Here is a 13,908-nt window from a genome sequence, read left to right on the forward strand (position 1 = left end):
ATACCGGGATTGCAATATTTCAGCTTTACTGAACTATGGAGCCCGCTGTTTCTGGCCGTGATGCTCCTTCTGACTGCCGGATATTTTGTGCTGATCGGTCCGCTGGCCTCCCGTTTTGAGGGCAGCATTGCAGTCCCCTTCTGGCGGAGGGGGCTGTTCTTATGCGGAATGCTGGCCCTCTACCTGGCACAGGGCGGACCTGTCAGTCTGCTGGGGCACATCCTGTTCTCCTTCCATATGGTCAGCATGGCCTTGTCCTATCTGGTGGCGGTACCGCTGATTATGCTGGGCATTCCCGATTGGTGCTGGCGCGCCCTGCTGCGGGTGAATCCGCTGAAGGGGTTTGCTTTTCTCGCCAAGCCCGTCGTGGCCGCCCTGCTCTTCAATGGGCTGTTTTCGCTCTATCATATCCCGGTGATCCATGATTATGTCATGCTGCACTTCACGGTCCACCGTCTGTATTATGGTGTCCTGTTCCTGACCTCGGCGTTAATGTGGTGGAATCTGATCAACCCGCTGCCCGAATACCGGGCGCTTAGCGGTCTGGGTCAGGTGGGCTTTATCTTTATGAATATGGTCCTGCTTACACCGGCCTGCGGGCTGATTATATTTGCCGGTTCTCCCCTGTATGCCACTTATAGTGATCCGGGCACCTGGGCGAAGGCGATGGGCTACTGTGTGCCGCAGAGTCCGGCTGCTTTGCTGCAGGCTTTTGGCGGTCCCGGCTTCTTCGGATCTCTGTCCCCCAAGGTAGATCAGCAGGTCGGCGGCATCGTGATGAAGTTCATTCAGGAATTTATTTTTGCCTCGATGCTTGCTTATGTGTTCTATCATTGGTATAAAAAAGAGAACAGACAAGAGGACACCGAGTTGTCCGCGCCATCCTCTGCACTTGCGGAGGAGGTCTGACCTATTATGAGCTGGTAAGTACCGAGGGGGATATGCATGGATATTTTCACATTGTTTCCGACGATCAGCACATCATTCATTGTTATTAGCGCATTGCTGGTGGCTATCGGCTGGAGACAGATCATTCAAGGCAAACGCGAAGCACACAAGAAGACGATGATTGCGGCTGCGGTGGCAGCGATTCTCTTTTTCCTGGTGTATTCGTCAAGAACGATATTCGTAGGCAATACTTCCTGGGGCGGGCCGGAGGAACTGACGACGATCTACCATGTCTTCCTGATCTTCCATATTGTGCTTGCAACCGTAGCTGCCGTATTCGGCATCACTACGCTGACGCTAGGCTTCAAGGCCAAGTATGCCAAACACCGCAAATGGGGAAGAGTGACCTCCGTCATCTGGTTCATCACCGCCATCACCGGAGTAGCCGTCTATGTGCTGCTGTACATGCTCTATCCGGGCGGACATACGAAGCCGGTCTGGGAGATCATCCTGGGCGCTTAGCTGAAGGAATGCTTGGGGATAAGGAATAAGCCTGTTCATCTGCTCCGCTACTGCGGGGGGCGGTGGATGGGCTTTTTTAATATAAATCAATCGTTTTTACGTTCTGCTCCGTCTTACTTGTGAAAACATATTTCGAGGCGGCTTCTTCCATAGACGGACACAACAAGGAAGAGGGGGTGGTGAATGGTGGAGAGAACAATGAACACAGCAAATACAGCAGATCTTGCGCGGATGGATGAAAAGGAATTCTTTCAACGGCTTGCGGTCGAGCACCGTAAACTGTATGCGATCGCGTACAGCTATCTGCGTTCCGAAGCGGATGCCCTGGAAGCGGTGCAAGAAGCCTCGTGCCGGGCCTGGATGAAGCGCAAACAGCTCAAAAACGAGCAGGCCTTCACACCGTGGCTGCTGCGGATTACTATCAACTGCTGCATGGATGAATTGCGGCGTAAAAAACGCGTCGTTCCGGCGGAGAAGCTGGAGGACAAGGAATCCCACGAGATGAGGAGCAGCGACCGTCTCGATCTGGAGCGGGCGATGAACCGGATGAAGCCGAAATACCGGCATGTCGTGATGCTTAAGTATTACCAGGATATGACGACCCCTGAAATTGCCAAGGTACTGAATAAGCCCGAAGGCACGATCAAAACCTGGCTGCGTGAAGGACTTAAGCTGTTGCGGAACTATTTGTGAGCCTATGGGAGGTGCTGAAATGTTGGAAAAAGAAGAACGTATCCTGAAACAGGATGCTCAGGAGGTCCATCTAAATGCAGAGTCGATTCAGGAAATGAAAATTTATCATGCCATGCGCAGCGGAATAAATAATGGGAAAAAACGCAGCAAACGACGTTTCTATTCCTATGGGGCGGGAACCGTATTAGCCACGGCCGCAGCCGTTTTTCTGATAATCTTCTCCATCGGCCTGCCGACCGGAGGTACAGATGATTCCGGCCTCGGTGGTTCAGTGCAGGCGGCCAGCACCACAAGCTGGAATGATTTTGCGGCCTATCGCAAACAGCCGTTAACGAACCGGGTGGTTGGCGACATCCTGGAACGAAATCTGGTAAAGCCGGTCCGTCAAAGCGCAACAAACAATGGATACCGTATGGATGTGGATGGCGCCGTCACAGATGGCCGTAAAGTGTACATCCTGTTCAATGTGCACAACGATACGGATGAAGAAGTTATTCCTGCGGATACGAAAATTCAATTCGGCGATTTCGAGGTGCCCTATCCGCATCGAGGCGCAGCCCTGGAAATGGCGTACGACACCGACTCCCGGATTCAGCCCGGCCAAAGCAAGGATTTTATTTATTCCACCAATTATCCGACTTCCATCGCCTATTCCAAGGATGTGAAGTTCACTCTGATTCTCACTGGAACGTCCGACCAGGCGCTTACTTCCAGCAGCAACAAGTATCGGACCAGCATGGAGGTATCATTCCAGCTTGAACCGGACCCATTCAAAGACCGGGAGGAGCATACGCTGCCTGTAAACCGCACGCTTACCGTGGACGGGCAAAAGATCAAAGTGCGCCAAGTACAGTATACTCCGCTCAATACTTATGTTGATCTGGAGTATGACCCGGCGAATACCAAACAGATTTTCAGCCTGCTTAATCCTGTTCTGATCACAACAACCGGGAGCCAAACAGAGAAGTTGGTTTATCCGGGCAGAATCACGGCCGATAATTCCGAGGTGTTCAAAGACCGCTCGCAGGCAACGCTGGTGTTCAGGCATACCGAGCTTAACCAGCCGGACTCCGCCATACTGAAGATTGAAGGTATCTCGGCGCTGGAGCCGGACCGCATGAAATTTGTGGTCGATCTGAACAAGCAGCAGGTGATTGAAGCGCCGACAGACGATTTTGAAATTGTCACTTCAAAGAAGGAACATCATGCAACAGAGGCAGAGATTCTGCTGCGGCGCAAAGTGAGTAAGCTATTTTATTATACCGATTCGCAAGGGGCGGTACAGGCGGAGTACATTGGCGCAGGACTAGCCGACAAATTTACCGATGCTAACGGGCAGGTGCATGAAAGAACGAATCGGGAAACTGCACTACACAATTTCGGCGGCACCACGACCTCTAGCGATGGGGAGGGAGTCAATGAGATGAGTTTATTTTTTGGCAGTCAAGCCGCAGATTACCCGCAGCCGCTTACCCAATCCGTTGAACGCATTTGGAATCCGATTTTGGAGACGCAGAGTATCGAGTTATTCTCCAAGAAATAGCAGCTTACTGCAGATATCGCACAAGCGTGTATCCCTTGAAACGGATAGACGAATCTCCAGTACTTGGACCTGCTAAAGCCTGTTCATTTGCTCCGCTACTGCGGGGGCGGTGGATGGGCTTTTTGGCTGTGATAGGTGGTACTCCTGCGCTGCTATAATGCTGCTTATGTACATTTTCACGCAGAGTGGGTGGGCAATGGGCGCTATGCCGTAGAGTGGATGGGTAATAGGCAAAGGTGGAGTGCAAAGGGTGGAGTGCAGGACAGGCTGGGAACGCAGTTGGAAAAAAGGCACTTAATTCTGCCGAGTTGGACTATTTGGAAGCAACAGTTGGAAAAAGTACACTTAATTATCCTGATTTCATTAAATCATCTTAAATGGGACGAATTAGGTGTTGTTTATCCAACTAATTTTCTGTAAGTGTGCCAGTGGCCCGAAATAGATGTACAAATTCCACTTGTTTGAAGGCAAGATCGGGAGTCCAAGCCCAACTTGAAGTGACTATCCAGCATCAAATAGATCATAATTAGGATAACGAACCTCTGGTTGTTCAAAATTATTTATTTAGGAAAGAGGCTCCGTTCCGGCGGGTGGGACTATAGTGGAAGGCCTTATAACAAATGGAGTATTTTCAAATCTAAAGTAAAGGAGTTAATACGTTGAACCATAAGGTTGTAATAAATCTGCCGATTGAACCACATGAAGTGCCAACGTTAAGACAACGGGCAGGCTGGGACGGCCGGCATGCGGATTACCCTGTTTTATTTGAGAGATGCAACTTTTGGGCGGGGGTCCGTGAGGTGAACGATGAACTCATAGCCTTCGGGTATGTATCAGGTATGGGACTGCAGCATGGCTATATGGAGGATATCATAGTGCATCCTCATTATCAGAATGAAGGATTAGGCCAGGCTCTAGTGGAAAAGCTGCTGGAAGAGGCGGAACGCTTCGGGCTAGAAATTGTGACCCTGACCTACGATTCCAGACACACCTCGCTGTATACCCGAAGTGGCTTCACACCTTGTTCCGGCGGAGTATGGAGGAAAAAAGTTTAACCCCAGCTTTCAATTTTGCGGTCTGCTGCTAATAATGCCGAAGTCTGCCCTGCACGGGGCTTTTTTTGTGCGTATAGACGGGGCTGATCACGAATTTCAGTCTGTTTGGAGGTTGTGGGTTGACAGAGGAAAAGGCAGGTCATATACTGTGTATATAGATATATACAGTAAGCACAGAGAGATACACACTGCAACTTATGGATCTGCTGTCTGCTGCTTGAGACTAATAAAGCGAGGCGAGAGGTTATGACAACGTTGAAGCATGCTTGGGTTATCGTACGCAGTGAATTTCACGGCGACCGGCTGAAGCTGCTCTGGGCACTGCTGTTCTCCATGGTGTTCATGGGATATTTCTCGGCGATTACCGGAATGGTCATTGACGATACGCTCACCGGAAGTACAGTGCGGATGCTAAGCGATGTTCTAATGATTACTATGATTCTGATGCTCAGCATCAGCTTCTCCCGGCGGACGATGAAATATCTGTCTGAAGATTCTTACACCCGGATGCTGGCGTATATGCGTGCTTTGCCAGTGCCGGTTGAGGTTATCCTGTGCAAAAGAAAGCTGAACGCGCTGTTCGCCATTGCCTTGAACGGCACGCTGTACTTCAGCTTAATCTACTGGCTCAGCCCGGGGATACGCAGTGAGCTGCCGGTGCCTGCGTATCTTGCCTTCACCTTCACCTGGGTTGGCTTCAGTCTGCTGGTCTCCGGGCTGTACATTGTGATTGAGTTCTCGGTCAGCGGCAAAGCCTATTTCTGGTCCATGGCTATCATCATGATCCTGGCGATAGGCGCTACAGGGCTGGTCTATCTGGCTGGAGGTAATATGATGCTTGCAAGTGCGGCTGTCTCCAAGGAGTGGGGGCTAGGGTCTCCGTTGATGTGGGGCGCGCTGGTGCTTGGCCTAGTATCGCTTCAGTTGTTCTCCAAATGGACGATTCACCGGCTGAAGAGCCGTGATCTCGTATGAGACGGGGCATGGCGATCATCCGGGGACCGGGCCTGGAAGGCGGGTGTGAATGATGTGGATACCCATTCAAATCAATGAGAACAGCGCAGAGCCGTTATACCATCAGATTGAGACGCAGCTAAGATCACTGATTATCTCGGGCACGATCACAGAAGGGACACTTCTTCCTTCGATCCGGGAATTGGCGGGTGATTTGAAGTGCAGTGTCATTACAGTCCGCCGCGTCTATCAGGACCTGGAGAATGAGGGTCTGCTGCGGACGAGACAGGGAACGGGCACCTTCGTATCCCATGTAGGGGACGGTACCATGGAGGGCTATAAGCAGGATGTGATCCGTAAGGCGCTGGAGAGTGCCGTCGACGTGGGCTTGTCCGTCCATTGCAGTGAGGAAGAACTGACAGTGATGTTTACAGAGATTGTGAAGAACAAATACGGCAAACGGGAATGAAGGGGGAGAAGCTCATGGTAGAGCAAGCTGTAGAGCTGCGGAATGTGTGCAAGAAGCGGCGGCATAAGACGATAGGGCCGCTTAATGTTAGCCTGCCGCAGGGATATATCACTGCACTGGTAGGCCAGAACGGCTCCGGCAAAAGCACTCTGCTGCACCTGCTGATGCAGCTCAGTTTCCCTGGAGAGGGTGAGGTCCGCTGGTTCGGGGAAGCTTACGTGGACGGGTTGCCGCTGAAGCTCCGCCAGCAAATGGCTTATGTGCCGGAGGTATCCCAGAGTGAGGAGAACTTCTGGACAGCCGCTGAGGCTGCAGAATTCCGCCGTCACTGGTATCCTTCCTGGGACCAGGGATACTTCGAGGAGCTGATCGGGAAGTTTGAAGTGCCGCACAACGCCAGACTGGGCAAGATGTCCAAGGGCGAGCGCCGCAAGTTCGAGATTGCCGCTGCGCTGGCGGCGAAGCCCCGTCTGCTGCTGCTGGATGAGCCGTCTTCGGGCCTGGACCCTTTTGCCTGGAAGATCATGATTGAGACGCTGCAGAGATACATGGATGAACACGAGGCCACGATCATCATCTCGACCCATATTGTTGAAGAGGTCCGGCGGCTGGCAGATTATATCGTGCTGATGCACCAGGGACAGCTGCTGGGAATGACCGAGAAGGACAGTCTGTTTGGTTCATGGAGTGAAATATGGGTTCAGATTGAGGGAGAGCAGGAACTGCAGGAACTGGCAGCCGAACTCCCGCAGGCGCTGGAGCTGAAGCTGGAGACGCCGGGTGTGGCCTCATTGTTGACCCAGCAAATTTATCTGTATGAGAAACGCATCCAGGATTTGGGCGTAAAGGTACTGAAGAACCGCAGCCTGGAGCTGGATGAAATCCTAAGCTTATGGACCCGGGGACATCGTCCGGTTCTGATCGACCAGAAGAGAGGGGAATAAGGAATGGAAGCATTGCAGTTGGAACAGGTAGTGAAGCAGTACGGTGAGAAGACCGCAGTCAACGGAATCAGTCTGAAGGTGGAGCAAGGCGAAATTTATGGCCTGCTGGGTGCGAACGGCGCCGGCAAAACAACGACCATGCGTATGGTGCTCGGTCTGATCTACCCGGATGAAGGCAGCATCCTCTATAATGGCAAGCCGTATAGTGCGGAGCTTCAGCATCTGATGGGTTATCTTCCAGAGGAGCGGGGGCTGTATCCGAAGGTTAAGGTAAGCGACCAGATTATTTATCTGGCCCGGCTGCGCGGCATGTCCGCAAGTGAGGCGGATAAGAGCCTGCGTTACTGGCTGGAGCGGTTCGATGTTCCTGAATATTACAATAAGAAGATTGAGGAGCTATCCAAGGGAAATCAGCAAAAAATGGGCTTCGTCGCAGCTGTCGTCCATAAGCCGAAGATTCTGATTCTGGATGAAGCCTTCAGCGGCCTCGATCCGGTGAATGTGGAGCTGCTGAAGGATACGGTCAGAGAGATGCGGGATTCGGGGACGAGTATTCTTTTCTCCACCCACCGGATGGAGCATGTAGAGGAGTTATGCCGCAATATTACGATTCTTGACCGCTCGAACACCGTAGTCCAGGGCGATATCCGTGAGATTAAGAAGGGGTACCCGCGCGAGCAGGTCGCACTGCGGACCACCGGGGAAGTGAACGGACTTGCAGAGATCGCCGGAGTTACCAGAGTGGAGCGCCTGGAACGGGGATATCTGCTGTCAATCAGTGAGATCGGCGCGGCGCAGCGCATTCTGCAGCTGGCTATGGCTCAAGGTGAGGTAGAGCATTTCGAGATTAAGGAACCGACACTAAACCAAATCTTTATCAGAGCGGTGGGTGAATCCAATGAATAAAATGGGCAGCATTATCAATTTCACATTCAAGAACAAGGTAAGAACGAAATCCTTTATGATTACCACCTTGATTCTGGTGCTCCTGCTGAGCATCGGGATGAATATTCCTTATCTGATCAAGGTGTTCAACGGAGAAAATGGCGCCAAGGAGGCTACACAGATCGGAATCGTTGCCGCGCAGGGCTTCCAGCCTGCGGAGCTGCTTATGGCCTATACACCACCGGCTGAGGCCGAGGACAAAGTCATATTTACGGCCTATCCTTCCGCAGAGGATGCTGCACTTAAGCAAGGGCTGGCGGATGAGAAGATTGAGGGGTATCTTACCTTTGCCGACAAGGGCAGTGTAGGGGTGCCTCCGGTTACGTATCACAGCAAAGACGGAGAGATCGACAGCGAATTAAGAACGAATCTTCAAGCCGCTTTGCAGCAGGTGAATACCGGACTGATTGTCGGTGACAAGCTGACGGAGAGCCAGGTAGCTGCTATATTTGCTCCGGTCTCGTTTGATACAGAACAGCTCAGTGCCACGGGAGGAGCGGGTGGTACAGATCAGGATGAAGTCAAGCCGGTGATCAATTATGTCGTGGTCTACGTCCTGCTGATGCTGTTCTTCATGTCCGTGATGATGACAGGCAACATGATTGCCGCTGAGATTACCTCGGAGAAAAGCTCGCGCATCATGGAGATTCTCATCACCAGCGCATCCCCATTGACACAGATGTTCGGCAAGGTGATCGGGATCTTCCTCGTCGGCCTGCTGCAGATCGCCATTATCTCGGCCAGTATTGCTCTCAACCTGATGCTGCCGCATAATTCCAGCATTCTGACCGACTTCAATCTGGATCTGGGACAACTGAATGCCGGAATTCTGGTGTATGGCTTCATCCTGTATATCCTGGGTTACTTCCTGTACGCTCTGATGTATGCGGCTGTCGGTTCGATTGTCAGCCGGACAGAGGACCTGGGACAGGCGGTGATGCCGGTCATGATGGTGGGCTTCGTCAGCTTCTACCTGCCGCTGTTCAGCATCTCGAACCCGGATACCCTACTGGTTAAGGTAGCCAGCTTCGTTCCCTTCACCTCACCACTCAGCCTGCTGCTGCGGATCGGTGTCGGGCATGTAGCCTTCTGGGAGATCATGGTCTCACTGTTAATCCTGCTGGTCACCACCTTCATCTTCGGCTGGCTTGCCGCCAAGATCTACCGCACCGGCGTCCTGATGTACGGCAAGCGCCCTAGTATTAAGGAAATTAGAAAGGCTATGAAGGCTTATAAGATTTAGGGTTGGACAGATTATTAACTTTGACAAGGAAGTGGAGAAAATGAATAAACAACAACAAAATTCAGTGATGCTGTTCCTGGCCTCTTTCTCAGCGATTGTTGCTGGTCAAGTCATTCAGTCTAACGGAAGCAGTGTGATGGATTTCTCGCAGGGAGTACTAACAGGCATTGGAATTGTGGGAATGATGATGACAATCGTAACTCTTGGCAGATTTAATAAACGTAGGGAACAGTAAGGACTTTTGGCAGCAAAAATCCGCTACGGCCTTCCGGGCAATACAACAGGGAGCAGTTACCTCAGGTAACTGCTCCCTGTTGTATATTCAGCCATCCCCTCCAGAATTCAAACCCCCTGTTTGATTAAACTCCAGATGCGTTCAAACCGTTCTTGGTAGTCTGGTGAATTCCAGGATTCTTTAAAAGAGGGGAGACTAAACACTGCAAACGCAGATAGAATGGCCTCTGCCCGCTCAAATTGAGGATCATGATATTCCATGAAACCATCAATGATTTGATAAGAATCCCAAAGCACATCACGTAATACCAAAGGATTACTGTCCACATATTGTGTATTCAAGGCGAACATTTGGGGATTCTCATTATAAGCACGCTTTTTGGCATTCACAAATGCCCATAGCCAATTGTGGAGCACTTCCTGCGGGGAGGCGGTATTAGTCATGTTTATACGGATTTGCTCTGAAATCATCCGGTTGAACCAGTTCTTAGCTACAGCCGCCCAGAGTTCTTGTTTGTTTTTGAAATGTTTATAGAGTGCAGCGTGGGTGATGTTCAATTCATCCGCTATTTGAGAGAGCGTCACCTCAGACTTTTCCGTACGCTCAATTAATGTCTCGGCAGTTGCAATAATAAGCTCCTGTGTGATCTTAGCCATTTGTTGTGGCAGGTGAGTGCTGCCAACCCTTCTTTCGTTAATTAGTGATATCCACTTATAGTTTAGCACACAAAAACACAGTAACAAATGTTGACTTTTGTAACTCCTGGTCTTATGCTTGGTGTGCAAGTTACAAATCATCTTGAATGTTACTTAAAATCTTGCGGATAGGAGGATATTAATTATGAAGGCGGCACAGATCACCAAATACTCCAAACCATTTCAAGTTGAAGTGCGCGATGTTCCAGTCCCGGAAATAAGTGATTATGAAGTTTTGGTTAAAGTGAAGGCGGCGGCGGTTAACCACTTGGAGCTGCTCATCGCTACCGGAAGCGTGAAGTTAATCCAGGACTATGAGTTCCCCTTGACCCTTGGTAACGAACTCACAGGTGTTGTTGAGAAGATGGGTAAGAAAGTCGCAGGCTTCAAAGTGGGTGATGCCATTTACTCCCGCCTGCCGCTGCGAAAGATTGGAGCATTTGCCGAATATGCGGCGATTCCTGCAGAGGCTATTGCTCACCTGCCGGGTAATCTGGATTTTGTAACCGGTGCGGCTGCACCTTTAACAGGATTGACAGCCTATCAAAGCCTGCATGAAGAGTTAGCTGCCAAAGCTGGCGAAAGTGTGTTCATTCCAGGAGGCTCTGGTTCATTTGGCCAAATGGCGGTTCCTATCGCTAAAAGCATGGGGCTGAAGGTCATCGTCAGCGGAAGTCCACAGGCGCGTGAACGTACAATGGCCGCGGGAGCTGATCAATACATTGATTACAAGGAGGAGAACTACTGGGAACGGCTTCATGATCTTGATTATGTGATTGATACCTTGGGACCTGGTGAATTTGACCGTGAACTCTCTATTATTAAACCAGGCGGCCATCTTCTTTCTCTACGGACCGGGCCAAACAAACGATTCGCCAAAACTATGGGCTTGGCAGGTTGGAAGCAAAAACTGTTCAGTATTGCTGGGGCTAAGTATGATCACAAAGCCAAGAAGAAGAAGATTGAATATCATTTTGTGTTTGTACGCAGTGATGGAGAACAATTACGGCAAATCACAAAAATTATTGAAGAGAACCAAATTATACCTGCGGTAGACGCCCGGGAGTTCCACATTGAAGATATTAGTGAAGCTCTAAATCTGGTTGCTACAGGTCACCCCCAAGGGAAAGTGGTAATCCGATTTTAAATAATTATATAATTATTTACCGATCGTTCTCAATATGTTATATTGAATTTATAGGACATCATTGCATGATGAGATTAGGTTATTATATCATTTCTTGTGCATTTTCTAGAACGATCATTCTTAAAAAGAGGAGCGGAACCCATGAACATTTCTGAACAAGTCGCATTTGTTACTGGAGCAAACCGGGGGCTTGGCCGCCAGCTTACGCTTGAACTTCTAGCTAGAGGGGCTAAGGTCTACGCGGGAGCAAGAAATCCGGAGACCGTAAATATTCCAGGGGTTACCCCTGTAAAGCTTGATGTAACCAACCCTCAAGAGGTAGCGGCAGCAGCCAGCCTGGCTAAGGATGTTACAATTCTGATCAACAATGCAGGATCATCTACAGGCGCTTCTTTGCTGGAAGGGGATATGGAGCAAATCCAGCTGGAGTTGGATACGCATTTCTTCGGTACGTTATCCATGGTTCGCGCGTTTGCACCAGTCATCGAGAACAACGGGGGAGGAGCGGTTCTGAATATTCTTTCCGCCTTATCCTGGTTCAGTGGCGGAGCTGCGGGTGCCTACACAGCTGCGAAGGCTGCAGCATGGGCGTTGACGAACGATCTTCGTTTGAATTTGTATCCCCGTCATATTAGAGTAGCAGGCTTACATGTGGGTTATATGGAGACAGACATGACAGCCGGCCTGGATGCTCCCAAATCAAACCCTTCGGATATTGCGAAAATAGCTATTGACGGCATAGCAGCCGGCAGCTTTGAAATTCTTGCCGACGATACCAGCCGGATGATCCAAGCCGGACTTGCAGGCGGCGTTTCCGCCCTATACCCGCATCTGTCCTAATCATAATTACGGCAATTATGGAGTGAAATCTAAGTCGGGAACATGGAATTACCGCGTCGTTTAGCCATGGCCCCATAAACAGGATGTTATCGAGTCTCCACATGGAGACTCTTCTTTTTTATTGTTTAGGAAGTTATTATGATTCTTATACCTCTAGAAACGGAGGATTGAGATGAATATAAAAAGGATAATAACAGCTGCCATTGCATCAATTATGGTATTCGGAATCCTAACGGCTTGTTCCAATCTTTCTTCTGAATCAGATGAGTTAGCAGCAGCAAGCCTGTCGCCAGAGCAAATTAAGGAGCTTCGTAAAGAATATCCTTTATCCACCGGCTCTCCCGAAAATGTTGATTTGCGGGATTTAACATTTAAGGAGGTATTGGATCATACGGACACGGTCATAGTTGCTGAAGTCATTCAGCAAATGCCGGATTTCAGCGTGGATCTGATAACTGAACCTGGAACTCCAGAGGGTAATTTAGCGGAGAAATCTAAGGATTCCGGCCTGGAACCTTACAAGCCTATGTTTACTTCTTTTCAAGTTAATGTAGATCAAGTAGTTACTGGTGAAGAGGTTGAAGGGACCATTAACCTGATTTATAACTCTGAGTTCAAGGGGATTGAGCCAGAACTTAAGCCGGGAATGAAGATCGTCGCTGCAATCAAAAAGGGGGTAGGGGAAGAGCAGGAAGGAAGCTACTCTTTCACCCGTTATGGGACATATTATGTAGTTGATGGTGACTATGTTCTATCTGCATTCGAGGGACAGAGCGAAGAGATGAGAACCTTCTCACGGGATACGAATGGATATAAACTGGACCATCTGATCTCTGAAATTAAAGCTTTAAGAGGAAATTGAATCAGAAGCCCATACGCCAACCCGGCGGATGGGCTTTTTTGGGATGTGCAGACCGAAGTGCCTACACAACCTTTTTACATTTTATAATTAAACGGGCTTGCAATGAATCATTATGGTTAAACTCCGTCAGATAGTGTACCTTAGTACTATTAGTAGTTAGGAGTGGTGACTTTTTGTGAAGAAAAGTAGACGAACCCCCGTGCTGGTCGCGGTCTCGATTCTGTTAATTATTATCAGCAGCCTGATTCCATCGGATAAATCCGCTTGGCTGGGGGCCTTACAGACCCTTCTGCTGGGCGTTGGACTGCTCGGCTGCTGCATGGCCTTCTGGCGGTTCGCCAAGGGAGGTAAGGGCAAAAGCTGATTTGAGGGGCACTTCACACCATCCGTCCCCCGTCATCTCCCGCCTTATCCCGCCGAAGGGCGGTGAACAGAGGGCATTGTTGAATGCGCGGCCGCCATTTGTTCGCGTATCCCTCTAAGCTGGGCTTTCAGCTCGGGGACGCTATGCTGGAGGATCAGGCTGATGTCGGACAGGGGAAGCTGGAGGCCGTACCAGAGGGCACTGGCAATCTGATCCTCCCAGCCGAGCAGGGCAGGGGTGCAGCGGCTGTGCTCCTGGGCAAGAATGGAGCATTGACGGATGCACTCCTTGTAAGCGGCCGGGGAGCCAGCCTTCCCTTGCGGGAGGCTTCCCTTCAGCCATAGCTCATAGAGCGACGCGAAGGTAGCGGCTGCGGCTTGATCCGCGCGGGCACCCTTCTCCAGCAGCAGACAGCTGAGAGCATAGACGGGTCCGCTGTATTGCTCGACATAATGTTTGAATCCGGCAGTATTAGCTGCCTTGGGCGATAACAGGTCTGGCATGGCACA

Annotated in this window: 17 protein-coding genes; 15 read left to right on the forward strand and 2 right to left on the reverse strand. The window is 50.3% G+C overall.

Annotation, left to right across the window (positions count from 1 at the left end; translation table 11 throughout):
- The 11 genes from ctaG (at position 1) to HQN87_RS25885 (ending at position 9,491) form a co-directional block, all read left to right on the forward strand.
- A complete protein-coding gene (ctaG, locus tag HQN87_RS25835) occupies positions 1–909 on the forward strand; it encodes a cytochrome c oxidase assembly factor CtaG (protein ID WP_173139404.1) in 909 nt (302 codons plus the stop codon).
- A gap of 36 nt (positions 910–945) precedes the next feature.
- Positions 946–1,410, forward strand: a complete 465-nt coding sequence (locus tag HQN87_RS25840) for a DUF420 domain-containing protein (RefSeq protein WP_173139188.1) — start codon at positions 946–948, stop codon at positions 1,408–1,410.
- A 183-nt stretch (positions 1,411–1,593) separates the two neighbouring features.
- The gene (locus tag HQN87_RS25845) at positions 1,594–2,103 is read left to right on the forward strand and encodes a sigma-70 family RNA polymerase sigma factor (RefSeq protein WP_173139189.1); all 510 of its coding nucleotides are present in this window, start codon (positions 1,594–1,596) and stop codon (positions 2,101–2,103) included.
- A 19-nt stretch (positions 2,104–2,122) separates the two neighbouring features.
- Positions 2,123–3,646 (forward strand): DUF4179 domain-containing protein, encoded by a 1,524-nt coding sequence (locus tag HQN87_RS25850; RefSeq protein ID WP_173139190.1) that lies wholly within the window; start codon positions 2,123–2,125, stop codon positions 3,644–3,646.
- 659 nt (positions 3,647–4,305) lie between these two features.
- A complete protein-coding gene (locus HQN87_RS25855; RefSeq protein WP_173139191.1) occupies positions 4,306–4,701 on the forward strand; it encodes a GNAT family N-acetyltransferase in 396 nt (131 codons plus the stop codon).
- Between the two features lie 246 nt (positions 4,702–4,947).
- Entirely contained in the window at positions 4,948–5,676 is a 729-nt protein-coding gene (locus HQN87_RS25860; protein ID WP_173139192.1) for a hypothetical protein, read from the forward strand.
- Positions 5,677–5,728: 52 nt separating this feature from the next.
- The gene (locus HQN87_RS25865; protein WP_173139406.1) at positions 5,729–6,124 is read left to right on the forward strand and encodes a GntR family transcriptional regulator; all 396 of its coding nucleotides are present in this window, start codon (positions 5,729–5,731) and stop codon (positions 6,122–6,124) included.
- Positions 6,125–6,138: 14 nt separating this feature from the next.
- Positions 6,139–7,068 (forward strand): ATP-binding cassette domain-containing protein, encoded by a 930-nt coding sequence (locus HQN87_RS25870; protein WP_173139193.1) that lies wholly within the window; start codon positions 6,139–6,141, stop codon positions 7,066–7,068.
- A 3-nt stretch (positions 7,069–7,071) separates the two neighbouring features.
- Positions 7,072–7,974, forward strand: a complete 903-nt coding sequence (locus HQN87_RS25875; protein WP_173139195.1) for an ABC transporter ATP-binding protein — start codon at positions 7,072–7,074, stop codon at positions 7,972–7,974.
- Positions 7,967–9,256: an ABC transporter permease gene (locus HQN87_RS25880; protein ID WP_173139197.1), complete on the forward strand. Its 1,290-nt coding sequence runs from the start codon at positions 7,967–7,969 to the stop codon at positions 9,254–9,256. The genes HQN87_RS25875 and HQN87_RS25880 overlap by 8 nt, the downstream gene beginning before the upstream one ends.
- 40 nt (positions 9,257–9,296) lie before the next feature.
- Positions 9,297–9,491, forward strand: coding sequence for a hypothetical protein (locus tag HQN87_RS25885; protein WP_173139199.1), 195 nt, complete (start codon positions 9,297–9,299; stop codon positions 9,489–9,491).
- Between the two features lie 107 nt (positions 9,492–9,598).
- Here HQN87_RS25885 and HQN87_RS25890 read toward each other — a convergent pair whose 3' ends face one another.
- Positions 9,599–10,147 (reverse strand): TetR/AcrR family transcriptional regulator, encoded by a 549-nt coding sequence (locus HQN87_RS25890; RefSeq protein WP_173139201.1) that lies wholly within the window; start codon positions 10,145–10,147, stop codon positions 9,599–9,601.
- 184 nt (positions 10,148–10,331) lie between these two features.
- On the opposite strand from HQN87_RS25890, the gene HQN87_RS25895 reads away from it, so the two are divergent.
- The 4 genes from HQN87_RS25895 (at position 10,332) to HQN87_RS25910 (ending at position 13,399) form a co-directional block, all read left to right on the forward strand.
- The gene (locus HQN87_RS25895) at positions 10,332–11,333 is read left to right on the forward strand and encodes an NADP-dependent oxidoreductase (RefSeq protein WP_173139203.1); all 1,002 of its coding nucleotides are present in this window, start codon (positions 10,332–10,334) and stop codon (positions 11,331–11,333) included.
- A 141-nt stretch (positions 11,334–11,474) separates the two neighbouring features.
- Positions 11,475–12,173: an SDR family oxidoreductase gene (locus HQN87_RS25900; RefSeq protein WP_173139205.1), complete on the forward strand. Its 699-nt coding sequence runs from the start codon at positions 11,475–11,477 to the stop codon at positions 12,171–12,173.
- A 172-nt stretch (positions 12,174–12,345) separates the two neighbouring features.
- Positions 12,346–13,035, forward strand: coding sequence for a hypothetical protein (locus HQN87_RS25905; RefSeq protein WP_173139207.1), 690 nt, complete (start codon positions 12,346–12,348; stop codon positions 13,033–13,035).
- A 175-nt stretch (positions 13,036–13,210) separates the two neighbouring features.
- A complete protein-coding gene (locus tag HQN87_RS25910; protein ID WP_173139209.1) occupies positions 13,211–13,399 on the forward strand; it encodes a hypothetical protein in 189 nt (62 codons plus the stop codon).
- Between the two features lie 44 nt (positions 13,400–13,443).
- Here HQN87_RS25910 and HQN87_RS25915 read toward each other — a convergent pair whose 3' ends face one another.
- Complete coding sequence (locus HQN87_RS25915; protein ID WP_173139211.1) at positions 13,444–13,902, reverse strand: hypothetical protein; 459 nt, start codon at positions 13,900–13,902, stop codon at positions 13,444–13,446.
- Between the last annotated feature and the right edge of the window lie 6 nt (positions 13,903–13,908).

Origin of the sequence: Paenibacillus tritici, assembly GCF_013204885.1 — a bacterium.
Taxonomy (GTDB): domain Bacteria; phylum Bacillota; class Bacilli; order Paenibacillales; family Paenibacillaceae; genus Paenibacillus_AQ; species Paenibacillus_AQ tritici.